22 protein-coding genes are annotated in these 22,408 nt (G+C 60.8%); 18 read left to right on the top strand and 4 right to left on the bottom strand.

What is annotated here, in order from left to right; translation table 11 throughout:
- Positions 1-55: 55 nt before the first annotated feature.
- The 3 genes from RE432_RS15435 to RE432_RS15425 all read right to left on the bottom strand — a co-directional run bounded on the left by RE432_RS15435 (position 56) and on the right by RE432_RS15425 (position 4,109).
- Positions 56-1,681, bottom strand: a complete 1,626-nt coding sequence (locus tag RE432_RS15435) for an MFS transporter (RefSeq protein ID WP_310935194.1) — start codon at positions 1,679-1,681, stop codon at positions 56-58.
- Between the two features lie 204 nt (positions 1,682-1,885).
- Positions 1,886-3,403 (bottom strand): sensor histidine kinase N-terminal domain-containing protein, encoded by a 1,518-nt coding sequence (locus RE432_RS15430; protein WP_310934397.1) that lies wholly within the window; start codon positions 3,401-3,403, stop codon positions 1,886-1,888.
- Between the two features lie 16 nt (positions 3,404-3,419).
- Positions 3,420-4,109 carry a response regulator transcription factor gene (locus RE432_RS15425; RefSeq protein ID WP_310934396.1) on the bottom strand — a complete coding sequence of 230 codons (690 nt, stop codon included), beginning with the start codon at positions 4,107-4,109 and terminating at the stop codon, positions 3,420-3,422.
- Between the two features lie 268 nt (positions 4,110-4,377).
- On the opposite strand from RE432_RS15425, the gene recA reads away from it, so the two are divergent.
- Both recA and recX read left to right on the top strand, forming a co-directional pair.
- Positions 4,378-5,448, top strand: a complete 1,071-nt coding sequence (recA, locus tag RE432_RS15420) for a recombinase RecA (RefSeq protein ID WP_310934394.1) — start codon at positions 4,378-4,380, stop codon at positions 5,446-5,448.
- A gap of 20 nt (positions 5,449-5,468) precedes the next feature.
- On the top strand, positions 5,469-5,990 hold the full coding sequence (gene recX, locus RE432_RS15415; protein ID WP_310934393.1) for a recombination regulator RecX: 522 nt from the start codon (positions 5,469-5,471) through the stop codon (positions 5,988-5,990).
- A gap of 126 nt (positions 5,991-6,116) precedes the next feature.
- On the opposite strand, the gene RE432_RS15410 is transcribed toward recX, so the two are convergent.
- The gene (locus RE432_RS15410; RefSeq protein WP_310934392.1) at positions 6,117-7,034 is read right to left on the bottom strand and encodes a LysR substrate-binding domain-containing protein; all 918 of its coding nucleotides are present in this window, start codon (positions 7,032-7,034) and stop codon (positions 6,117-6,119) included.
- A gap of 133 nt (positions 7,035-7,167) precedes the next feature.
- On the opposite strand from RE432_RS15410, the gene metE reads away from it, so the two are divergent.
- From metE to phnE, 16 genes are all read left to right on the top strand, one after another.
- Positions 7,168-9,462 carry a 5-methyltetrahydropteroyltriglutamate--homocysteine S-methyltransferase gene (metE, locus tag RE432_RS15405; RefSeq protein ID WP_310934391.1) on the top strand — a complete coding sequence of 765 codons (2,295 nt, stop codon included), beginning with the start codon at positions 7,168-7,170 and terminating at the stop codon, positions 9,460-9,462.
- A gap of 30 nt (positions 9,463-9,492) precedes the next feature.
- On the top strand, positions 9,493-10,065 hold the full coding sequence (locus RE432_RS15400) for a DUF2889 domain-containing protein (RefSeq protein ID WP_310934390.1): 573 nt from the start codon (positions 9,493-9,495) through the stop codon (positions 10,063-10,065).
- Between the two features lie 83 nt (positions 10,066-10,148).
- Entirely contained in the window at positions 10,149-11,309 is a 1,161-nt protein-coding gene (gene sucC, locus RE432_RS15395) for an ADP-forming succinate--CoA ligase subunit beta (protein WP_310934389.1), read from the top strand.
- Between the two features lie 22 nt (positions 11,310-11,331).
- Positions 11,332-12,213, top strand: a complete 882-nt coding sequence (gene sucD / locus RE432_RS15390) for a succinate--CoA ligase subunit alpha (RefSeq protein WP_310934388.1) — start codon at positions 11,332-11,334, stop codon at positions 12,211-12,213.
- Between the two features lie 200 nt (positions 12,214-12,413).
- Entirely contained in the window at positions 12,414-13,127 is a 714-nt protein-coding gene (locus RE432_RS15385) for a TerC family protein (RefSeq protein ID WP_310934387.1), read from the top strand.
- A complete protein-coding gene (locus tag RE432_RS15380; RefSeq protein WP_310934386.1) occupies positions 13,124-13,249 on the top strand; it encodes a hypothetical protein in 126 nt (41 codons plus the stop codon). The genes RE432_RS15385 and RE432_RS15380 overlap by 4 nt, the downstream gene beginning before the upstream one ends.
- Before the next feature lie 7 nt (positions 13,250-13,256).
- A complete protein-coding gene (hemC, locus tag RE432_RS15375; RefSeq protein ID WP_310934385.1) occupies positions 13,257-14,204 on the top strand; it encodes a hydroxymethylbilane synthase in 948 nt (315 codons plus the stop codon).
- Between the two features lie 12 nt (positions 14,205-14,216).
- Entirely contained in the window at positions 14,217-15,044 is an 828-nt protein-coding gene (locus RE432_RS15370) for a uroporphyrinogen-III synthase (protein ID WP_310934384.1), read from the top strand.
- A gap of 15 nt (positions 15,045-15,059) precedes the next feature.
- Entirely contained in the window at positions 15,060-16,475 is a 1,416-nt protein-coding gene (locus RE432_RS15365) for a uroporphyrinogen-III C-methyltransferase (protein WP_310934383.1), read from the top strand.
- An 11-nt stretch (positions 16,476-16,486) separates the two neighbouring features.
- Positions 16,487-18,004: a heme biosynthesis HemY N-terminal domain-containing protein gene (locus RE432_RS15360; protein WP_310934382.1), complete on the top strand. Its 1,518-nt coding sequence runs from the start codon at positions 16,487-16,489 to the stop codon at positions 18,002-18,004.
- 36 nt (positions 18,005-18,040) lie between these two features.
- Positions 18,041-18,577 (top strand): inorganic diphosphatase, encoded by a 537-nt coding sequence (gene ppa / locus RE432_RS15355; RefSeq protein WP_310934381.1) that lies wholly within the window; start codon positions 18,041-18,043, stop codon positions 18,575-18,577.
- A complete protein-coding gene (locus RE432_RS15350; protein ID WP_310934380.1) occupies positions 18,578-19,282 on the top strand; it encodes a fumarylacetoacetate hydrolase family protein in 705 nt (234 codons plus the stop codon).
- A 35-nt stretch (positions 19,283-19,317) separates the two neighbouring features.
- Entirely contained in the window at positions 19,318-19,449 is a 132-nt protein-coding gene (locus RE432_RS15345; protein WP_310934379.1) for an entericidin A/B family lipoprotein, read from the top strand.
- A gap of 230 nt (positions 19,450-19,679) precedes the next feature.
- Positions 19,680-20,513, top strand: coding sequence for a phosphonate ABC transporter ATP-binding protein (gene phnC, locus RE432_RS15340; RefSeq protein ID WP_310934377.1), 834 nt, complete (start codon positions 19,680-19,682; stop codon positions 20,511-20,513).
- Positions 20,514-20,589: 76 nt separating this feature from the next.
- Complete coding sequence (gene phnD / locus RE432_RS15335; RefSeq protein ID WP_310934375.1) at positions 20,590-21,594, top strand: phosphonate ABC transporter substrate-binding protein; 1,005 nt, start codon at positions 20,590-20,592, stop codon at positions 21,592-21,594.
- Between the two features lie 3 nt (positions 21,595-21,597).
- The gene (gene phnE, locus RE432_RS15330; RefSeq protein ID WP_310934374.1) at positions 21,598-22,392 is read left to right on the top strand and encodes a phosphonate ABC transporter, permease protein PhnE; all 795 of its coding nucleotides are present in this window, start codon (positions 21,598-21,600) and stop codon (positions 22,390-22,392) included.
- The last annotated feature ends 16 nt before the right edge of the window (positions 22,393-22,408 follow it).

Here is a 22,408-nt window from a genome sequence, read left to right as displayed (position 1 = left end):
TTCTATTCAGGGAGTGTACCGATCCAGCCTGACGTTAGCCTGAAACCGCCGGCGATCAGGCGTTGATGTCATTGTCTTTGCTTTCCTTGACGAACAGGACGCCGACCACCAGCGTAATGGACGCGATGATGATGGGGTACCACAGGCCATCGTAAATATTGCCGGTTGCGGCGACGACGGCAAAGGCCACCGGCGGCAGGAAGCCTCCGAACCAGCCATTGCCGATATGGTAGGGCAGGCTCATGGAGGTGTAGCGGATGCGGGTGGGGAACATTTCGACCAGCATGGCGGCAATCGGGCCATACACCATGGTGACCATGATGACCAGGAAGGTCAGCAGCAGGACGACCATGATGTAGTTGATTTCCGACGGGTCGGCCTTGGCCGGATAGCCATGGCTGCGTATGGCATCCGTCAGGGATTTTTTCAGTTCCTGCGACCGGGCGGCAAAATCGGCCTTGCTCAAGGCCTGGCCCTCGAATGATGCGAATTCGTCGTTGCCGATGCGTGCCTTGGCCAGGCTGCCGGCGGGCGCCGCCTGATTGGTGTAGTTGACGGCATTGCTGGCCATAAAGGCCTTGAGGATGTCGCAGGAGCTTTTGAACGACGATACGCCCACCGGATTGAACTGGAAGGAGCAGGTCGCGGGGTCGGCGATGATGGTGACGGGTGCGGAAGCCTGGGCTCTTTCCAGCGACGGATTGGCAAAATGCGTCAGGCCCTTGAAGACGGGAAAGTAGGCAACAATGGCGATCAGACAGCCGGCCATGATGATGGGCTTGCGTCCGATGCGGTCCGACAGGGCGCCGAACACCACAAAAAACGGGGTGCCCAGCAGCAAGCCCAGCGCCAGCAGGATATTGGCGGTATTGGGCTCTATGGCCAGGGTTTTGGTCAAGAAGAACAAGGCATAGAATTGGCCGGTGTACCAGATGACCGCCTGGCCGGCGGCCAGGCCGAACAGGGCCAGCAGCACGATCTTCAGGTTGCTCCATTTTCCGAAGGAGTCCTTGATGGGCGATTTGGAGCCGGTGCCGTCCGCCTTGATCTTCCGGAAGGCGGGCGACTCGTTCAGCCGCATGCGTATCCATACGGAAATACCCAGCAAAACGGCGGAGATAAGAAAGGGTATGCGCCAGCCCCAGTCCAGAAAGGCCTCTTCGCCCAGCGACTTCCGTATGCCCAGGACGACCAGCAAGGACAGAAACAGCCCCATGGTGGCGGTAGTCTGTATCCAACTGGTGTAGAAGCCGCGCCGGTTCTGGGGCGCGTGTTCGGCCACGTAGGTCGCGGCGCCGCCGTATTCCCCGCCCAGCGCAAGCCCTTGCAGCATGCGCAGGCCGATCAGAATGACCGGCGCGGCCAGGCCGATCGACGCGTAAGAGGGCAGTACGCCGACCAGGAAGGTAGACATCCCCATGATGAGGATGGTGATCAGAAAAGTGTACTTGCGCCCGACCAGATCCCCCAGGCGGCCGAAGACCAGGGCGCCGAACGGACGTACGGCAAAGCCGGCGGCAAAGGCCAGGAGGGCGAAAATGAAACCGGCGGTGGGGTTGACGCCCGAAAAGAAGTGCAGGGCAATGACGGCCGCCAGCGAGCCATACAGATAAAAGTCATACCACTCGAACACGGTCCCCAGCGATGATGCAAAAATGACCCGTCTTTCCTCCGGGGTCATGGGCCGGTTCGTCGACGCCGGGGCGCCAATAGACGCGGCGCCGGGCTCAACGACCGTTGTCGTGCTATGCATAGTGTCTCCGTGTCGGATTTGTTCTGTTTTTTTGGCTGGCTTATGGCGCCGGTTTTTTTGACATTAAGGGATCTGGCTGACACCAAGCTGACAAAAAGCCTGAATGTGTTGCGGAAATTGCCACAGCACGCCCTAAATGGCTGCCGCAGGGGCGGGCTTGATGCGGTTGAACGTCACGCGTATGCAGGTACCGCCCCGGATGCCGTTGCGGTGCCCCGTCGGCATGAAAGCGACGCTGCCGTGGTGATGCTCGGCGATCTCCTTGACAATGGACAGGCCCAGTCCGCTGCCATCCTCCTGGCTGCCCAGCACGCGGAAAAACCGGTCGAAGACGCGATCGCGGTCTTCCGCTGAAATGCCCGGTCCGGAGTCTTCGACCTCAAGATAGGCCGACAGCGGGTCCCCGCCGGCCCTTACAGTCACCCATCCTGACGAAGCGCTGTACAGCACCGCGTTCTCGATCAGATTGTTCAAGAGCTCAGCCAGCATCATGCGATCGCCGGAAATATGGATGGGGCCGGCTGCGGCCTCGAAACCCAGGTCGATGTTTTTCTGCAGGGCGATGTCGACCCATTGCAGGGACTGCTGCTCCGCCAGCGCATTCAAATCGACATCGGCGGCCGGAAACAGATTCGGGACTTCCGTGCTTTCGGCCTTTGCCAGTGTCAGCAGCTGATTGACCAGGCGGGTGGCGCGCTCTGAACCCAGCACCAGCTGTTCCAGGCTGGCATTGAGCTTGTCGGGGCTGCGCTCGCGCAGGGCCAGTTCGGCCTGTGTCCGCATGCCCGCCAGCGGCGTTTTCAACTGATGGGCGGCGTTGGCCACGAAGCGGCGCTGCGTCTCGTTGGTGGCGGCAAGCCGCAGCAGCAGGCTGTTCATGGCGGCGACCAATGGAACGATTTCAGCGGGTGCCAGCTCGGCGCTGATCGGCGACATATCGTTGGCGCGCCGCGCGCGTATCCGTTCTTGCAGCAGGCTGAGCGGTTCCAGGCCTTGCGTCAGCCCCAGGCCGGCCAGCAGGGCGGCCAAGGGCAGCACGATCAGTTGCGGTGTCAGCATCCCGGTCAGGATTTCCTGCTGCAGGGTTGCACGCATCTGATTGGACTGGGATACGACCATCAGAAAGGGCAGGCCGTTCAGGTCTTTTCCGCCCCAGATGTAGGCGACCCGTATGCTGTGGTTGTCGGCGGTTTCATTGCGCAAGCGCAGCTTGTCCTCTTCATAAGTCCAGTTGTCGGGCAACGGTATGCTGGCGTTCCCGCCCAGTGAATTACCGTTGGCATCCCGGATTTCCCAGTGGATCATGTTGGCGGGATCGCCTTGCAAAATGGTGATGGCCGATGTGCTCAGTTGAATGCCTTCTGCGATTTTTTGCTGCTCCACTTCGTGCTTGAGCATGCGCAGGTGGTCGGCCAGCGCGCGGTCATAGGGGGCGTTGGCAATGTTCTGGGCAATGAAATAAGTAATGACCAGGCCGACGGTCCAGAGCAGGAACAAGGGGCCGAACATCCAGATCATGATCTTGTTCAGCAGGGCGCGGTTGTTTTTCTTGCGCTTGAACAAGCCGAAAAAAAACGGTTTTTCAGCCGGCTCGGTGCCGGCGCTGGTGTCTTTCAGGACTTGCGGGTCGATCAGCATCGGATCGGACACCCATCAGCCCCTGGGCTCAGGCGGCCAGGGAGTCATTGCGGTTTTCGGGTTCCAGGCAGTAGCCCAGGCCCCGAACAGTGACAATCTTGGCGCCGCTGGGTTCTATTTTTTTGCGCAGGCGGTGTATATAGACTTCGATGGCATTGGGCGTGACCTCTTCGCCCCATTCGCAGAGCAGGTCGACGAACTGGTTCTTGCTGATCATGCGGCCGCAGCGCGAAAGAAAGATTTCAAGCAGGCTGGTTTCGCGGGCCGAGAGTTCCAGGGGCTGATCGTCGATATGGGCAATGCGCCCATTCAGGTCGAAGCTCAGATGCTTGTAGCGCAGCACGGTTGTGCCGATGCCGGCGCTACGGCGGGTCAGCGCCCGTACGCGGGCCTCGAGCTCGGACAGCGCAAAAGGCTTGGCCATGTAGTCGTCGGCGCCCAGATCCAAGCCCTTGACGCGTTGTTCCACCGTATCGGCGGCTGTTAAAATCAATACCGGCAGGGGGGTCTGGCGCTGGCGCAACTGGCGCAGCACCGCCAGGCCGTGCAACTGGGGCAGGTCAAGGTCAAGAATCAGCAGGTCGAAGCTTTGGAGCTGCAGCGCGGAGTCGGCGCTGGAACCATCATTGACGACGTCGACGGCATAGCCTTCGTAGCGAAGGGAACGGGAAAGTCCATCGGCAAGAATACTGTCGTCCTCGGCGATTAGAATGCGCATGACAGGGTGGTCGACACTTGGTAAGTAGGCAGGAAGAACCATTTTGGCACCATCGTTCGGGGATGAACAGTCAGGGATAACGATGTAGTGCAGTAGATATCTGTGTATTTATACAGTATAATTTGATGCAATAATTCACTTGGCAATCCGTTGGCCGGCTACGCTTGATGTTGCATAGCCCAAAACATTGCCATCCACAAATGGGCAGCCGGCACCTGGGGTGCTTGTCCGTTTTTATCCATTTTCGCTTTTCAGTCAAGGACCCTACATGGACGACAAAAACAGCAAAGCCGCCGGCGAGCGCAACAAGGCCCTGGCCGCCGCCTTATCCCAAATTGAAAAGCAGTTTGGTAAAGGCTCGGTCATGCGTTACGGCGACGACACTGTTGAGCACGATATCCAGGTCGTTTCCACTGGTTCGCTCGGGCTGGATGTCGCGCTGGGCGTCGGCGGGTTGCCGCGCGGCCGGGTCATCGAAGTCTACGGCCCCGAATCTTCAGGTAAAACCACGCTGACCCTGCAAGTCATCGCCGAAATGCAGAAAATCGGCGGCACCTGCGCGTTCATCGATGCCGAACACGCGCTCGACGTCCAATACGCCTCCAAGCTGGGCGTCAATCTGGCCGATCTGCTCATTTCGCAGCCCGACACCGGCGAGCAAGCCCTTGAAATCACCGATGCCCTGGTCCGTTCCGGGTCGGTCGACCTGATTGTCATCGACTCGGTTGCGGCTTTGGTGCCCAAGGCCGAAATCGAAGGCGACATGGGCGACTCCCTTCCGGGCCTGCAGGCGCGCCTCATGAGCCAGGCCCTGCGCAAGCTGACGGCAACCATCAAGCGCGCCAACTGCATGGTGATCTTCATCAACCAGATCCGCATGAAAATCGGCGTCATGTTCGGCAATCCCGAAACCACCACGGGCGGCAACGCGCTCAAGTTCTATTCGTCCGTCCGTCTCGATATCCGCCGCATTGGCGCCATCAAGAAGGGCGACGAGGTCGTCGGCAACGAAACCCGCGTCAAGGTCGTCAAGAACAAGGTTGCGCCGCCATTCAAGCAGGCCGAATTCGACATCATGTACGGGGCGGGCATCTCGCGCGAGGGCGAAATCATCGACCTGGGCGTACAGGCCGGCATCGTCGACAAGGCAGGCGCCTGGTTCAGCTACAGCGGCACGCGCATCGGCCAGGGCAAGGACAATGTCCGCGAATACTTGAAAGAACACCCCGAAATGGCTTTCGAAATCGAAAACCGGGTTCGCGAGCAACTGGGCGTCATACCCCAGGCGGCCGCCACGAATGGCAGCAAGCCCGTGGCCGAGGCCAAAGCCGAAGACTAGTCCTGCGGGAAAAGGGCGCCATGTCATCGAACGACGACGATTTCGAAACGCTGTCGCCCGGCTCCGCCTCGGAAAAGGCCCCCAGGAAAGCGGGGCCTTCCTTGAAAGCGCGCGCCATCGGCTATCTATCGCGGCGCGAGCACTCGCGCTATGAACTGGCGCGCAAGCTAAGCCCTTATGCCGATGACCCCAGCGACATTGAACCCCTGCTGAACGACCTCGAGCGCGAAGGCTGGTTATCCAATGCGCGTTTTGCGCAAAGCCTGCTGAACCGGCGAGCGCCGCGGCAGGGCACCAGCCGCATTTTGAACGAGCTCAGGCAGCATGGCGTGGCGGACGACGCCATTGCCAGCCTGGGTCAGCAACTGCACGGCACCGAACTCGAACGCGCGCGCGCGTTATGGGAAAAAAAATTCGGCCAGCCGCCCGCCCATGCCAAGGACTACGCCCGGCAATACCGTTTTCTGGCTTCCCGCGGTTTTTCCGCCGAAGCGCTACGGCGCATATTGGGCGATATTCCTTATGGAGCGGACCAAGACTGATCACACGCTACGCGCGGGTTCTGTTCCCGGCGGCGCCGCACGTCCGATGCCTCAGCACCGGTTGCTTCAGCGCCCGTCACATCAGCGCCCGTCACATCAGCGCCCGTTACATCAGCCCCCGTTACATCAGCGCACGGCCTTGATGCCTGTCAGCGTCTTGAAACAGGTGTCTCGCGCCTGCTTCATGAACGCCTGCAGATAGTCGGCCTCGAGGTCTTCGGCCCGCACCGCTGCGTACAGCGTGCGCCATACGCCTTGTTCGCCCAGGTGGCATATGCGCAGCCAGCCCTGATTCAAGTATTCGGTCAAGGCCCAATTGGGCAGGGCGGCCACGCCGCGCTGGCTGGCGACCAACTGCGCAATGATGGGCGTGAGCTCGGCCTTGCGCAGCGAGGCGGGTTCGATGCCGGCCGGGTCCAGAAAGGCGGTGAAGACATCCAGGCGCTGCCGTTCCACCGGGTAGGTAATCATGACCTGGTCGGCCAGTTGCTCCGGCTCAATATATTTGTATTGCGACAAGGGGTTGGCGGCAGCCACGGCCAGCACCAGTTCGTATCGGAACAGGGGCAGATACTCGACCGCCTCGATGGCTTGCGGGTCTGAGGTCACGACGACATCCAGGTCGCCGCGCACCAGGGCCGGCAAGGGCGCAAAGGAAAAAGCGGCCGACAGGTCAAGCTCGACATCGGGCCAATCGTGCCGAAACGCGTCCAGGGCCGGCATCAGCCACTGGAAGCATGAATGGCACTCGATGGCCAGATGCAGGCGGCCGGTTCGCCCGGCGGCCAGCCGCTGCAGATCCCGCTCCGTCGCTTTCACTTGCGGCAACACCACATCGGCCAGGGCCAGGATGCGCAGGGCGGCCGTCGTCAGCCTGGCGGGACGCGTGCGGCGGTTCAGCAGCGGCGTTTTCAGCCTGACCTCGAGATCGCGCAATTGATGCGACAGGGCCGACTGCGTGACATGCAGCCTTTCGGCAGCTTCTTGCAGGCTACCGGCATCGCGGATGGCGCACAAGGTTTCCATATGACGTATTTCCAGCATGGCGGCTCGCTCAGTCAATGCTATTTAATGAATTAAATTCATTCTAAACATGGTGTATTTGATTTTGATTCAACTGATTGTATAGGCACAATATCTATCAGAACAAATATTTTTCATTTATTGGCGAATCAAAATGACCGTTACTCATAGTTTAGGCTTCCCCCGCATCGGCGTGCAACGCGAACTCAAACGGGCCCAAGAGGCCTACTGGGCAGGCAATCAAAGCCTGCAAGACTTGGAAGCCACCGGGCGCGAGCTGCGGGCCAGGCACTGGAGCGTGCAGGCCAAATCCGGCCTTCAGTTCGTGCCGGTAGGCGATTTTGCCTGGTACGACCATATCCTGGAATGGTCGACCTTGCTGGGCGCGGTTCCGGCCCGATTCGGCCAGGCGGGCGATGAACCTGTGGGGCTGGACACCCTGTTTCGCATGGCGCGCGGCCGGGCGCCCACTGGTTCGCCTGCAGCGGCATGCGAAATGACCAAATGGTTCGATACCAACTATCACTACATCGTGCCAGAGCTGGTGCCCGGGCAATCCTACCGCATTGCCCGCAGTTATCTATTCGACCAGATTCGTGAAGCGCAGGCCTTGGGCCATCGCGTCAAACCCGTCATTCCAGGCCCCTTGACCTGGCTCTGGCTGGGCAAGGGCGATGCCTTCGGCCAGGGGGCGGGCGACAGCGCCAAGCTGGCATTGCTGGACAATCTGCTGCCGGTGTACACAGAGGTACTGCGCAATATCAAGGCACTGGGCGTGGAGTGGGTGCAAATCGACGAACCCATACTTGCCCTGGATCTCCCCCTGGCCTGGCAGCAGGCTTTCCGGCGCGTCTACGAGGCCTTGTCCGAAGGCGGGGTGCAGCTCTTGCTCGCCACCTACTTTGATGACCTCAAGGAAAACGCCGCTGTGCTCAAAGGCTTGCCTGTGGCCGGCGTACACGTGGATCTTGTGCGTGCCCCCCAGCAACTGGAGCGCATCGTGGCAGTGCTCGATGACAAGCAAGTGCTGTCGGCGGGCTTGATCGATGGGCGCAATATATGGCGTACCGATCTGGACAAGGCCGATGCGCTGATCCGGCCGATTGCGCAAAAGCGCGGTGATCGCCTGTGGCTGGCGCCGTCCTGCTCTTTGCTGCATGTGCCGGTTGACCTGGAAGCCGAACATGAGCTGGATGCCGAACTGCGCAGTTGGCTTTCATTCGCCACCCAGAAGCTGGGCGAATTGAATCTCTTGGCGGGCTCGCTGGCGGACGCGGCCGATCCGGCCGCGCAGCAGGCCCTGCAACAGCAGCGTGAAGCGCTGCTGGCCAGAAAGAATTCTTCCCGCATCCATAACCGCAGCGTCCAGCAGCAGCTCGAGGCATCCGCCGCCATTACGCGCGATCGGGCGCCATTCAAGCAGCGCATTGCGCGCCAGCACGAAAAGCTGGGATTGCCTGCCTATCCGACCACGACCATAGGTTCCTTTCCGCAGACGTCCGAAATCAGGGTGGCGCGCCGCGACTGGAAGAACGGCGCGCTGAGCGACACGGCCTACGAAAAAGCCATGCAGGCTGAAATCGAGCATGTCATCCGTTTCCAGGAGAAAGTAGGGCTGGACGTGCTGGTGCACGGCGAACCCGAGCGCAATGACATGGTCGAGTACTTTGGCGAGCTGCTGGGCGGCTTTGCCTTTACCCAGAACGGCTGGGTGCAGAGTTATGGTTCGCGCTGCGTGAAGCCGCCCATTATTTTCGGAGACGTGGCCCGGCCCACCGCCATGACCGTGGCCTGGTCGTCTTATGCCCAATCGCTGACCGACAAGCCTGTCAAGGGTATGTTGACGGGTCCTGTGACCATCCTGCAGTGGTCTTTTGTGCGGGACGACCAGCCGCGCGAAACAACCTGCCGGCAGTTGGCGCTGGCGCTGCGCGACGAGGTCACCGACCTGGAGGCCGCCGGCATCACCGTGATCCAGATCGACGAACCCGCATTTCGCGAAGGCCTGCCGCTGCGGCGCGCCGACTGGCAGGCCTATCTGGACTGGGCGGTCGATTGCTTCCGCCTGTCCACGGGCGGCGTCCGGGATGACACGCAAATACACACCCATATGTGCTATTCGGAATTCAATGACATCATCGAATCGATTGCGGCCATGGACGCGGATGTGATCACTATAGAGACCTCGCGTTCTAATATGGAGCTGCTGGGTGCATTCGAAGATTTCGACTACCCCAACGATATCGGCCCAGGGGTGTACGACATCCATTCGCCCAATGTCCCGAAATTAGAGTGGATGGTCGAACTGATGAAAAAGGCCGCCACGCGCCTGCCCCCGGAGCGTCTGTGGGTCAATCCGGACTGCGGCCTGAAAACCCGTGGCTGGCCTGAAACCGAGGCGGCGCTGCTTGCGATGGTCAAAGCGGCGCAAACACTGCGCTATACTTAGAGGGTTTATCGCAATTCGTGTTCTCCGTACATGCCCTTGCCGCCTCCCGATATCGCCCGCGAGCCACTGCACACGCGTTCCATACGCGTGAACTCGTTCGCCCGGGCAGACGGTCAGTGGGATATTGAAGCCGAACTCATCGACGTCAAGGCTTACGATTTCCCCAAAAGGGCGGGTGTCGTGCATCGGGCCGGCGAACCCATCCATCACATGCATCTTCGCGTCACGATCGACGATACGTTCACGATCACGTCGGCCGTGGCCCATTACGATGCGGCGCCCTATGACGAAAACTGTGCCGGCATTACGCCCGATTACCGGGCGCTGGTCGGCATGAATCTGCTGCGCAACTTCCGCCAGACGGTTAAAGACCGCTTCGGGCGCGAGGCAGGCTGTACGCACATGACCGAATTGTCATATGTGTTGCCCACTGCTGCGGTCCAGACGATGGCCAACCGGCGGCGCCAAGAGCAAGAAACCAATGCGCAGAAGCGGCCTTTTCAGCTTTCGGGCTGTCATGCCTTAAGGCTGGATGGCCCGGTGGTGCAAGAGTTCTATCCCCAGTGGTACGTTGCGCCCAAGGTGGAAGCAAAATGCGAGTAGGCAACCCTCAACAGCGGGCAATGGCGCTACAGGCGCTGGCGAACGCGTTCTTTTTCTTATCTTTACGTTCTGACAGGTAACAAATGAAAATTCACGAGTATCAAGGCAAGGAACTGCTGAAGAAATTTGGCGTGACTGTGCCACGCGGGATTCCTGCTTTTTCCGTAGACGAAGCCGTTGCAGCCGCGGAAAAGCTGGGCGGGCCGGTCTGGGTTGTCAAGGCGCAGATTCACGCAGGCGGCCGTGGCAAGGGCGGCGGCGTCAAGCTGGGCCGCTCACTCGATGAAGTTCGCCAATTGTCCTCTGAAATCCTGGGCATGCAGCTGGTAACGCACCAAACCGGCCCCGAGGGCCAGAAAGTGGGCCGCCTGTTGATCGAAGAGGGCGCCGACATCAAGAAGGAATACTATGTTGGCATCGTGACCGACCGCGGGACCCAGCGCGTATGCGTCATGGCGTCCAGCGAAGGTGGCATGGATGTCGAGGAAGTCGCTGAAAAAACACCCGAGAAAATCCTGAAAGTGTTCGTCGACCCCAAAACGGGCCTGACGGACCAGGAAGCGGCCGAACTGGCGCGCGGCATCGGCGTGCCCGACGCGTCGGTGGCCAAGGCCGCCGCCGAATTCCAGAAGCTGTACAAGGCTTACTGGGAAACGGATGCATCCCTGGCTGAAATCAATCCGCTGATCCTGACCGGCTCGGGCGACATCATCGCGCTGGATGCGAAGTTCAACTTCGACTCCAATGCACTGTTCCGCCATCCTGACATCGTTGAGTACCGCGATCTGGACGAAGAGGACCCCGCTGAAGTCGAAGCCAGCAAGTTCGATCTGGCATACATCCAGCTCGACGGCAATATCGGCTGCCTGGTCAATGGCGCCGGACTGGCCATGGCTACCATGGACACCATCAAGCTGTTCGGCGGCGAGCCCGCCAACTTCCTGGACGTGGGCGGCGGCGCAACGGCTGAAAAAGTCACCGAAGCCTTCAAGATCATGCTCAAGAACGAAGGCGTCAAAGCCATTCTGGTCAATATCTTCGGCGGCATCATGCGCTGCGACGTGATTGCGGAAGGCGTCATTGCCGCGTGCAAAGCCGTCAATCTCAGCGTGCCGCTGGTCGTACGCATGAAGGGCACCAACGAAGAACTTGGCAAAAAGCTGCTGGCCGAGTCGGGCTTGCCCATTATCAGCGCTGACACCATGGCCGAAGCCGCGACCAAAGTCGTAGCCGCCGCGAAATAAGAATATTGCCGAGGATTTGTAAATGTCGATTCTGATCAACAAAGACACTAAAGTCATTACCCAGGGAATCACCGGGAAAACCGGCCAGTTCCATACTCATATGTGCCGCGAATATGCGAATGGCAAAAATGCCTTCGTCGCTGGCGTACATCCCAAGAAAGCAGGCGAAAACTTCGAAGGCGTGCCTATTTTCGGCAGCGTCAAAGATGCCAAGGCTGAAACCGGCGCAACAGTTTCCGTTATCTACGTTCCGCCCGCGGGCGCTGCGGCCGCCATCTGGGAAGCCGTCGAGGCCGACCTGGACCTGGTCATCTGCATCACGGAAGGGATTCCCGTGCGCGACATGCTGGAAGTCCGCAATCGCATGCGCGACCAGAACAAGAAAACGCTGTTGCTGGGCCCCAACTGCCCCGGCCTGATTACGCCCGATGAAATCAAGATCGGCATCATGCCCGGCCACATCTCGCGCAAGGGCCGCATCGGCGTGGTCAGCCGTTCCGGCACGCTCACCTACGAAGCCGTGGCTCAACTGACCGAACTCGGCCTGGGGCAATCCACCGCGGTGGGTATTGGCGGCGACCCTATCAATGGCCTGAAGCACATCGATGTGCTGCAAATGTTCAACGACGATCCCGATACCGATGCGGTCGTCATGATCGGCGAAATCGGCGGCCCCGATGAAGTCAACGCAGCAGAATGGGCCAAGGACAACATGAAAAAGCCGGTGGTCGGCTTTATCGCAGGCGTCACGGCACCGGCGGGCAAGCGCATGGGCCACGCCGGCGCGTTGATTTCTGGCGGCGCCGATACGGCCGATGCCAAGCTCGAGATCATGGAAGCATGCGGTATCCGCACGACCCGCGACCCATCCGAAATGGGCAAGCTGCTCAAGTCGGTACTGTAAGTACAGGTCGGGCCCGCCACAAGCGGGCCCATTCCTACTGCGCGGTCGGTTTTACGGTTTCGAGATCGACTGTGCTCGCAGGGCCTTGCGGCGAACCTCATCATAAGCTGAATTATAATGGCCCGTTTTTTTGACCCCGACGTACTGGCTGCGGCCGGGTATTTCTTATTACCACGCCTCTAGGTTAAAACGGACTAAAAATGGTTGAATTCTTTCAAACGCTCCATTGGGGCGCCATATTCCAGATCATCCTGATCGATATCCTGCTGGGCGGCGACAATGCCGTCGTGATTGCGCTGGCGTGCCGCAATTTGCAGCCCAAACAACGCATGAAAGGGATTTTGTGGGGCACCGCGGGCGCCATCGTCCTGCGCGTCCTGCTGATCGCCTTTGCGCTGACGCTGCTGGGCATTCCTTTCCTCAAGCTGGTCGGCGGCGCGCTGCTGGTCTGGATCGGCGTGAAGCTGCTTATCCCCGACGAAGACGAGCACGGCAACATCAAGGGCGGCAGCTCCGTCTGGTCGGCGGTCAAGACTATTCTGATTGCCGACTTCGTCATGAGCCTGGATAACGTCATCGCCATTGCCGGCGCGGCCCAGAACACACACCTGGATCATCAGCTGTACTATGTGATCTTCGGCCTGATCGTCAGCGTGCCCATTATCATCTGGGGCAGTACACTGGTCCTGAAGCTGATCGACCGTTTCCCGCTGGTGGTGACGTTCGGCGCGGCCCTGCTGGGCTGGATTGCCGGCGGCATGCTGGTGACCGACGTCTTCATCGTCGAACAGTTCGGCCCCATCTCGACCACCGCCAAGATCACCGCCGAAGTCATCGGCGCCATATCGGTTGTTTTGCTGGGTAAATGGCTGGGTTCCCGCAAGGCATCCAGCGCCAAGGAAGAAAGTGCATGAGTCTGTTCAAATCGTCAGGCCGGAAAAAGCCGAACGAGGCAGGGTTGTCTTTGCTGCAAGGCTTGGGCATCCTGGCCCTGATCGGCATTGTCGCCGCTATTTTGCTTAACTACTTTGCCTAGCGCCGGCATGTCTGCATCACCCGCGAAACTCGTGATTGCAACCCGCGCCAGCCGGCTTGCCCTATGGCAGGCCGAGCATGTGCAGGGTCGCCTGCAAGCACTGTATCCGGCATGCCAGGTCAGTCTGTTGACCATGACGACGCGCGGCGATCAGATTCTTGATCGCAGCCTGTCCAAGGTCGGCGGCAAGGGGCTGTTCGTCAAAGAGCTGGAGACCGCCTTGCTCGATGGCAGGGCCGATCTGGCGGTTCATTCCTTGAAAGACGTGCCGGTGGATATGCAAAGCCCTTTTGCGCTGTCCGTCATTCTCGAGCGCGATGACCCGCGCGACGCCTTTGTGTCGAACGATTACGCATCGCTGGATGCCTTGCCGGACGGCGCTGTGGTGGGTACATCCAGCCTGCGCCGCGAAGCCCAGATACGCGAGCGCTACCCGCGTTTGCGGGTGCAGCCGTTGCGCGGCAATCTGGATACCCGGCTGGGCAAGCTTGATCGCGGCGATTATGCCGCCATCATTCTTGCGGCGGCCGGCTTGCGGCGCCTGGGGCTGGCTGACCGGATACGCGGCTGCCTGAGCACCGGGCAAAGCCTGCCGGCGGCGGGCCAGGGGGCCCTGGGCATCGAGATCATCGCCTCGCGCGGCGATATGCGGGATTGGCTGGCGCCGCTGGCCGATGCGGACGCCACCGCCTGCACGCTGGCGGAAAGGGCAGTATCCCGCGTTCTGGGGGGATCCTGCCAAGTGCCGCTGGCTGCGTTTGCGCAGCGCGACGGCCATACCCTGAACGTCAGCGGCCTGGTTGCCGAGCCCGACGGCTCCCGCATCATCCGGGCTCAAGCATCCGGCCCGGTGGCGCAGGCGGAACAACTGGGCGAGCGCATTGCGCGCGAACTGCTTGAACAGGGCGCCCGCGCGATACTCGACCGGCTTTTATCTTCCGATACGGCTTCCTGACGGGGTCGCACCGTGTCTGCAGCGGCCCTACGAGCCAGCGTCATTCTGACGCGTCCGCAAGGAAAAAATGAATCGCTGGCCCGCCGGCTTGCCGCGGCCGGCGTGCCGGCATTGCTCCTGCCCGCTTTGCAGATCGACCCCATCACGCATGACGCCGGCGCCTTTCCCTTGCCTGCCGATTATGACTTGATCGTATTCGTAAGCGGTCACGCCGCGCAGCGCTATTTCAGCGAGCTGTCGGCGCGCGGCGCCATGCAGGAGTGGCCAGGCCGGACGCTGGCGGCCACGGTCGGCGTGTCCAGCGCACGCCAGCTTTACGACATGGCGCGGATTCCCCGCACGCATATCCTGCATCCCGGTGCGGGCGGCGAGCAGGATTCCGAAAGCCTGTGGTGCTTGCTTGCGCCACGCCTGCCGACGATGCAGCGCGCACTGATTGTGCGGGGCGGCAAAGGGCGCGAATGGCTGGGGAAAAAGCTGGAGGAAGCAGGGCTGCAAGTGCAACGGCTGGCCGTTTATGCACGCCGGCCGGTGCAATGGACCCCGCAGCAGGCGGGGCAGTTTGCGCGTGCCCTGTCCGCGGAGCATCCCTGCGTATGCCTGCTGACCAGCACCGAAAGTGTGAATGCCGTGCATGCCAATGTGGTCCGGCTCGGTCTGTCGGATGCATGGAGCCGTTCTCGCTTCGTGGTCATTCATGAGCGTGTTGCAAGCCGTTTACAATCGATACTCAAGGCATCTGGTAAGGTAGAGGCGCCAGTGGTAAAAATATGCCAACCCAGCGATGACGCTCTATTTCAGACGATCACTCTGATGGCATCGCTTTCAGAAAGCTCCTAGGATTACAATCTCGTCATGACTGATAAAAAAACCGAGATCCCGCAAGCCTCGCCCGCAGCCACGTCCGCGTCATCCGCTCCCTCGGGGCAGGCGGGCGGCGCTGCCGCCTCCAAGACGGCAGGCCCGGCAGGCAGCACCCCGACGCCGAAGTCGCCGGGGCCCGCAACCAGCCCGGCGGCGCCTCCCGCGCCGCCGGCTCGCCGGAAATCGCGTTCCCCATTGTTGCCCGCTTTCCTTGTGGCGCTGCTTATTGTCGCGGCCCTGGCCGCCGTGGTCTGGTACCAGCAAAAGCAGTTCGAACAGAACCAGGCCAACCTGGCCGGCCAGGTTCAGGACAGCACCCTTGCGGTTCGCCAGGCGGCGGATCAGGCCCAGCAGGCCCTGGCCCTGTCGCAGGAACAGTCCCGCCAGATTGCCACACTGGAAAATGCGCTGCGTGAATTCAGGGGCCAGATCGATGGCCTGGACCAGGCCTTCCAGACCCTGACCGACAGCAGCTCGGACCTCGTCCTGATCAATGATGTCGATCATCTGGTCACCATTGCCCAGCAACAGTTGCAACTGGGCGGCAATGTGGCCAATGCCGTGATTTCCCTGGAAACGGCGCAAGCGCAACTGGCCAGGGCCAACCGCCCGGGGCTGGCATCGCTGCAGCAAACGCTCAACGGCGATCTGGACCGCCTGCGCGCGGCCTCGACTATCGATATCGCTCTGTTGTCCACCCAACTGGACGAACTCAGCGGTCTGATCAGCCAGGCCGCCTTGCTGGTGCCTGACGACGCGGCACCCGAACCCACGCCGGCCCCGCAGCCCGAATCCGCCGCAGCGGCGTCCAGCACCCCGGACAGCGCGGCAGACCCCGATGCGCCCTGGTGGAAACAAGGCCTGGCCACCGCCGAATCCTGGTCGCGCACCGCATGGGATTCCGTCCAGCGGGACCTGGGGCAGTTCATCACGGTTCGCCGCGTGGACGACGCCACCGCGCTGCTGATGTCGCCCGATCAGGCCACCCGTTTCCGTGAAACTTTGCGCCTGCGCATCATGACGGCTCAACTCGCCCTGATGATGAGGCAGCCCAAAGTCTGGGAAGCGGAAACGGACTCCCTGGTCAAATCCATAGAAACGCGCTTTGACGAGCGTTCGCCGCAAACTCGCCAGGCGCTCAAGATCGCACGGCACATGGCCGATACCTCTATCGACGTCAAGCTGCCCACCGTTGCCAACACCTTGCAGTCGATCGAAACCCTGCGCGAAGAGCAGGCCAGGCATGCCGGGCAGGGGCAAGATGCCGCGCCAGCGGCTGAAACCGAGCCCGCCGAGGCGCCGCGGGCCGAAGAGCCGGCCTCGGCGCCAGAAGCCGACCCTTCGGCGGATGATGCCGCCCCGGCTGCCTCTGCCGCGGCCGGCAGCACGACGACGGTCGGATCATAAGGGTACAAGCAATGAGAGCCTGGTTTTGGACACTGGTGGTATTTGTAGCGGCGGTGGGGCTGGCATTGGTGCTGCGTGAACATAGCGGCAACGTGCTGATCGTGGCGCAGCCCTGGCGCATCGAGCTTTCCCTGACGCTGGCCGTCTTGCTTGCGCTGGCCTTGTTCGTGATTTTGTATATTGCGTTGCGCGTACTGGCCTGGATAGGCGGCGGACCGGAACGCTTCCGTTCCTGGCGCAGCCTGCGTTCGCAAAAGCGCGACCATGAATTGCTTGAAAGCGGCTGGATCAATGTGCTCGAAGGACGTTACCCGGAAGCCGAGAAAGACCTGGCCAAGCTGCTCGGGCGCACCAAATCCAGCAGCCGCAAGGTACTGGCAGGCCTGGCCTCGGCGCGCGCCTCCCATCACATGGGGGAGTTCAACCGGCGCGATGAAGCGCTGAAGCTGGCCCAGGACAGCGCCTCCGACGACCCGCGCCTGCGCGAGGCCGCGGCCACCGTGGCGGCCGAAATGTATCTGGACCAGAATCGTCCCCAGGACGCGCTGGTGCTGTTGCAACCTTTGCAGGATGCCAGTTCCCGTTATTTCCACGCGACACGGCTATTGCTGCGCGCCTATCGGCAATTGCGCAACCACGACCGCGTCTACGAGCTGACGCGCTTGTTGTCCCGGCGCGGCGTGCTCGAAAAAACCGAAGCCATCCAGTTGATCGAAACCGCTACCGCCGCCCGCCTGCACACGGGGGGGGCCGAGGGCTTCAAGGCCATCTGGAGCGATCTGAAGGCCGACGAACGCGTGTTGCCCGATATTGCGCTGGCCGCCGCGGAGATCCAGACGCAGCAAGGCAACATCGACGAAGCCTCGAAAATCCTGGAAGCGGCCATTGCCGTCCGGCTCGAGGCCCGTTTGCTCAATGCCTATTCGCAATGCCCGCCCGAGCATGTGGCGCGCCGGCTCAGCAAGGCCGAGGTATGGCTCAAGACGCATCCCGACGACTCCGCCCTGTTGGCGGCGCTGGGCAACCTGTGCCTGACCGGCCAGTTGTGGGGGCAGGGCGAGCACTACCTGTTGCGCAGCATGAAACTTCGCAGCGATATGCGCATCCATGCCCTGCTGGGTAATTTATACGACCGCCTGGGCCGTCCGGACGACGCCATGAAACACTGGCGCCTGGCATCGGGCGTGGCGGGCGTGCTGCCTGTGCTGCCCGCAAGCCGCGCTCTGCCGGCCGCCGACACCCGGGGCGACCCCACCCTGATCGATGTTGAACGCCTTCCCGCACAGGCTCACGTCCTGCGCGACCTGCATGCGCCCCTGGCGGCCAGCGCCGCCGATTTCGTCAGCGACGACACCCCCGCATCCGCGTCATCGCCCGCACGCCCTGCCGCGCCGGCGTCCGCCGCGGACGCATCCTCGCCGAGCGGCGGCGCCAGCGAACTGGACGAGTATTTCGACAGCGCGCCTATCCCGGGGGTGGATCTGTCTCAAACTTCCGACCGTCCGCAACGCGGTTCCGGCCATCATTGATTTTTTCTCATTCATATCCTTAAGGTTAGATTAAGCATGAGCTTAGACCGCGTACTCGCCGGGAATAAACTGCCCGATGAATTCAATGTTGTTATCGAAATCCCCATGAACGCTGATCCCGTCAAGTACGAAGTCGACAAAGACTCCGGCGCTGTGTTTGTCGATCGCTTCATGCTGACGGCCATGCATTACCCCTGCAACTACGGCTATATCCCCCAAACGATTTCCGACGACGGCGACCCCGTCGACGTGCTTGTGCTGGCGCCGTTCCCCGTTCAGGTGGGCGCCGTGATCCGCTCGCGCGCCATCGGCGTGCTGCATATGGACGACGAAGCGGGCGGCGATGCCAAGCTGTTGGCGGTTCCCGTCGACAAACTTTACCCCCCGTACCGCCACATCAAGAGCCCGGCGGACTTGCCCGAAGAGGATCTGGCGCGCATCCAGCACTTCTTCGAGCACTACAAAGACCTGGAAAAAGGCAAGTGGGTCAAGGTCAAAGGTTGGGAAGGTCCAGAGGCGGCGTTGAAAGAAATCCGCGACAGCGCCGAACGCTACACAAAGGGAGAGAAGTAAATGGATACCGTTATTCCTGTCTTGCCGGTTGCCGCATTGCCGGTCGCTGGTTCAACCGCTGTATTTCCGGTAAGGCGCGTGTATTGCGTCGGGCGCAATTACGCCGAGCACGCCAAGGAAATGGGCTTTACCGGCAGGGAAGATCCTTTCTTCTTTTGCAAACCTGCGGATGCCTTGCTGAATGTGGCTGATGGCCAGGTGGGCAATATGCCTTACCCGCCCAAGACCTCCAACCTGCACTACGAAATCGAACTGGTCGTGGCGCTGAACAAAGGCGGGCGCGACCTGACGGTCGAGCAGGCGGCCGAATGCGTCTGGGGCTATGCGATCGGGCTGGACATGACCCGCCGCGACTTGCAGGGCGAAGCCAAGAAACAAGGCCGTCCCTGGGAAGTGGGCAAGGCATTCGATCAGTCCGCGCCGATAGGGCCTTTGCATCCCCGCGACAAGGTGGGCACCCTGGATTCCGGCGCCATTTCACTCAGCGTGAACGGCACATCCAAGCAGTCCAGCGACCTGTCGCAAATGATCTGGAACATAGCTGAATCCATTGCTTATCTGTCGGGCTTGTTTGAACTGAAGGCAGGCGATATTATCTTTACCGGCACACCCGAAGGGGTAGGGCCAGTGGTCGTGGGGGACACCATGGTGGGCGCTGTTGCCGGCCTGGGCGAACTGCAGGTAAAAGTGGTCGACCCATCGTAAAAATCGCAAAATCATCTTGTTCAACAGGAGCAGCTATGAAGAATAAAATATTGGCTATGTTTGCTTTATTGGGTTGCCTGGCCATGGCCGGCTGCGCCAATACCGTCGATGGCGCCGGACAAGACATCAGCAAAGCGGGCGACGCTATTTCCAGGTCTGTGAAGTAGCGCGGTAGCTGGGCATGCCGCCGGGCATGCCGAAAACACCCTGAAAGCGGGATTTCCATTCCAGTTTTCAGGGTGTTTTTTTATGCGCCGGCGGATTCTTCCCCGGCAGGGCGCTTGTTTTCAAACAGGTCATAAAAACGTCATGATGAATTAACTTGCCGGTCATACGCGTTCTCTAAGATGCCAGCATCGAAAGCGATCCGTCGCTTGGTTTCTTGAGGAACATGCGTATGCATTCCGCTATTCACGTCGAAGGCTTGAATAAAAGCTTTGGCGGCAAGCAAGTGTTGTTTGACCTGGGCCTGGCGGTGGAGCCCGGCGAGATGGTCGCGCTGATAGGCGCATCGGGTTCGGGCAAATCGACGCTATTGCGGCACCTGTCGGGCCTGGCCTGCGGCGACCGGCACGGCGATTGTTCCATACAGGTCCTGGGCCGGTCTGTGCAGTCGGCGGGCCGCTTGAATGGACACGTACGCCGCCTGCGCGCGGATATTGGCTATATCTTTCAGCAGTTCAATCTGGTGGGCCGCTTGAGCGTGCTCGGCAACGTCCTGCTGGGCCGCCTGGGCCGCATGCCGCGCTGGCGCGGCTCGATGGGCCTGTTCAGCCACGAGGAAAAAAAGGGCGCCATGGCGGCCCTGGAGCGAGTCGGGCTGGCGCAGTACGCACATCGGCGCGCCTCGACGCTTTCCGGCGGGCAGCAGCAACGCGTGGCCATCGCCCGTGCGCTTGCCCAGGAAGCCGAAATCATCCTGGCCGATGAACCCATCGCCTCGCTCGACCCCGAGTCGGCGCGCAAAGTGATGGACATCCTGGCCGATATCAACAAGACCGACGGAAAGACGGTCGTGGTCACCCTGCATCAAGTGGACTACGCCGTGCGCTACTGCGAACGCGTGGTGGCGCTGAAAGCCGGCCGCATTCATTTCGATGGCTCTGTCCGGGCGCTTAGCGGCCCCTTTCTGAATGAACTGTACGACGGTGATCTTGATACCTCTTTGCTGTTTCCGGAGCAGGCGCATCCGCGTCATCCCGTGCGCTCTGTTTCTTTGATTGCGGCCTGATTTGCCTTGTGCAAAAGGGCTTCTCTTTACCAACTTGTCTAGACAGGTTCGTGGGGCACTTCCCAGGAGTATTGATATGTTCAAAAGCATGCGTAAAGTTTTTCTAGGCGCTACGGTCATGAGTGCGGCGCTGTTCGGCGCCGCCCATGCCGCCGAATCCAAGGCGCTCAATTTCGGCATTATTTCCACTGAATCGTCCCAGAACCTGAGATCGATGTGGGATCCCTTCCTGGCAGCCATGAGCGAGCAGACCGGCATGGAAATCAAGGCCTTTTTCGCCCCTGACTATGCCGGCATCATCCAGGGCATGCGTTTCGACAAAGTGGACGTGGCCTGGTATGGCAATAAGTCGGCCATGGAAGCGGTAGACCGCGCGGGCGGCGAGATCTTCATGCAAACAGTGGCCGCCGATGGCAGCCCGGGCTACTGGAGCCTGCTGATCGCGCACAAGGACAGCCCCATCAATTCCGTTGACGACTTGCTCAAGCATGCCAAAGACCTGACCTTCGGCAATGGCGACCCCAACTCGACATCGGGCTTCCTGGTCCCGGGCTACTACGTTTTTGCCAAGAACCATGTCGACCCCAAGCAGATTTTCAAGCGTACCTTGAATGCCAGCCACGAGGTCAATGCCTTGAGTGTGGCCAACAAGCAGGTCGACGTGGCCACGTTCAACACCGAAGGCATGGAGCGGCTGACGCAGACCCATCCGGACAAGGCCGCCCAACTGAAGGTGGTGTGGAAATCGCCCTTGATTCCCGCCGACCCTATCGTATGGCGCAAGAACCTGCCCGACGCCACCAAGAAGAAGATCAATGACTTCTTCACCCTCTATGGCGCCAATGCACAAGAGATGGCGGTGCTGAACGGCCTGCAATGGGGCAAGTTCCGTGTGTCGGACAACGACCAGCTGTTGCCGATACGCCAGCTTGAACTGTTCAAGGCGCGCGGCCAGGTCGCCTCCGACAGCAGCCTGAGCGACAGCGACAAGAAGGACAAGCTTGCCGCCATCGATGCCGACCTGGAAAAGCTGGCCGCGCGCATGGCCGCGCTTGACAAGAAAGTGGCCAGCGCCCAGTAAGCCATGACGACACTCGCTTCCGGCTCTCCCGCCCTCCAGCCACCCCAGCGCTCATGGACGCAATGGCTGGGGTGGGCCGTCCTGGCATTGATCCTGGCGTGGTCATGGGACGGCGCCGAAATGAACCCCGCCATGCTCTGGCGCGACGCCGGCAACATGCGGGTGTTCATCGCCGATTTCTTCCCGCCCGACTTTCGTCATGTCGATCTGTACTTGAGCGAAATGCTGGTGACGATCCAGATTGCCGTGTGGGGCACCGCTTTGGCCATCGTGTGTTCGATTCCATTAGGCATCCTGTGCTCCGAGAACATCGCCCCCTGGTGGATATGCCAGCCTGTGCGCCGCGTGATGGATGCATTCCGGTCCATCAACGAAATGGTGTTCGCCATGCTTTTCGTGGTGGCGGTGGGCCTGGGGCCGTTCGCAGGTGTCATGGCCCTGTTTGTCGGGACGACCGGCGTGCTGGCCAAGCTGTTTGCCGAGGCGGTCGAAGCGATCGACCCCGGGCCGGTCGAGGGCGTGCGCGCCACCGGTTCCAGCAGCCTGCAGGAAGTCATCTACGGCGTCATTCCCCAGGTACTGCCCTTGTGGATCTCGTATTCCCTGTACCGCTTCGAGTCCAACGTGCGCTCGGCCACCGTGGTCGGCATGGTGGGCGCGGGCGGAATAGGCGTCACGCTGTGGGAAGCCATACGCGGTTTTCAGTTGGCGCAGACGTGCGCAATCCTGATCATCATCATTGTTGCCGTCAGCCTGATCGACATCGTGTCGCAACGCTTGCGCAAGCATTTTATTTAAGGAGCGAAGGGCGGCC

The sequence above is a fragment of the Pusillimonas sp. SM2304 genome (assembly GCF_031628915.1).
In the GTDB taxonomy this organism is placed as follows: domain Bacteria; phylum Pseudomonadota; class Gammaproteobacteria; order Burkholderiales; family Burkholderiaceae_B; genus Pusillimonas_C.
The sequence above is the reverse complement of the archived record's forward strand: the minus strand, read 5'-3'. Positions and strand labels throughout refer to the sequence as shown.

What these genes read in the sequence shown, in the direction of transcription:
- RE432_RS15435 (WP_310935194.1), bottom strand. Translation starts at nt 1,681, where the DNA reads ATGACCCCGGAGGAAAGACGGGTCATTTTTGCATCATCGCTGGGGACC.
- RE432_RS15425 (WP_310934396.1), bottom strand. Translation starts at nt 4,109, where the DNA reads ATGCGCATTCTAATCGCCGAGGACGACAGTATTCTTGCCGATGGACTT.
- recA (WP_310934394.1), top strand. Translation starts at nt 4,378, where the DNA reads ATGGACGACAAAAACAGCAAAGCCGCCGGCGAGCGCAACAAGGCCCTG.
- recX (WP_310934393.1), top strand. Translation starts at nt 5,469, where the DNA reads ATGTCATCGAACGACGACGATTTCGAAACGCTGTCGCCCGGCTCCGCC.
- RE432_RS15410 (WP_310934392.1), bottom strand. Translation starts at nt 7,034, where the DNA reads ATGCTGGAAATACGTCATATGGAAACCTTGTGCGCCATCCGCGATGCC.
- metE (WP_310934391.1), top strand. Translation starts at nt 7,168, where the DNA reads ATGACCGTTACTCATAGTTTAGGCTTCCCCCGCATCGGCGTGCAACGC.
- RE432_RS15400 (WP_310934390.1), top strand. Translation starts at nt 9,493, where the DNA reads ATGCCCTTGCCGCCTCCCGATATCGCCCGCGAGCCACTGCACACGCGT.
- sucC (WP_310934389.1), top strand. Translation starts at nt 10,149, where the DNA reads ATGAAAATTCACGAGTATCAAGGCAAGGAACTGCTGAAGAAATTTGGC.
- sucD (WP_310934388.1), top strand. Translation starts at nt 11,332, where the DNA reads ATGTCGATTCTGATCAACAAAGACACTAAAGTCATTACCCAGGGAATC.
- RE432_RS15385 (WP_310934387.1), top strand. Translation starts at nt 12,414, where the DNA reads ATGGTTGAATTCTTTCAAACGCTCCATTGGGGCGCCATATTCCAGATC.
- RE432_RS15380 (WP_310934386.1), top strand. Translation starts at nt 13,124, where the DNA reads ATGAGTCTGTTCAAATCGTCAGGCCGGAAAAAGCCGAACGAGGCAGGG.
- hemC (WP_310934385.1), top strand. Translation starts at nt 13,257, where the DNA reads ATGTCTGCATCACCCGCGAAACTCGTGATTGCAACCCGCGCCAGCCGG.
- RE432_RS15365 (WP_310934383.1), top strand. Translation starts at nt 15,060, where the DNA reads ATGACTGATAAAAAAACCGAGATCCCGCAAGCCTCGCCCGCAGCCACG.
- RE432_RS15360 (WP_310934382.1), top strand. Translation starts at nt 16,487, where the DNA reads ATGAGAGCCTGGTTTTGGACACTGGTGGTATTTGTAGCGGCGGTGGGG.
- ppa (WP_310934381.1), top strand. Translation starts at nt 18,041, where the DNA reads ATGAGCTTAGACCGCGTACTCGCCGGGAATAAACTGCCCGATGAATTC.
- RE432_RS15350 (WP_310934380.1), top strand. Translation starts at nt 18,578, where the DNA reads ATGGATACCGTTATTCCTGTCTTGCCGGTTGCCGCATTGCCGGTCGCT.
- RE432_RS15345 (WP_310934379.1), top strand. Translation starts at nt 19,318, where the DNA reads ATGAAGAATAAAATATTGGCTATGTTTGCTTTATTGGGTTGCCTGGCC.
- phnC (WP_310934377.1), top strand. Translation starts at nt 19,680, where the DNA reads ATGCATTCCGCTATTCACGTCGAAGGCTTGAATAAAAGCTTTGGCGGC.
- phnD (WP_310934375.1), top strand. Translation starts at nt 20,590, where the DNA reads ATGTTCAAAAGCATGCGTAAAGTTTTTCTAGGCGCTACGGTCATGAGT.
- phnE (WP_310934374.1), top strand. Translation starts at nt 21,598, where the DNA reads ATGACGACACTCGCTTCCGGCTCTCCCGCCCTCCAGCCACCCCAGCGC.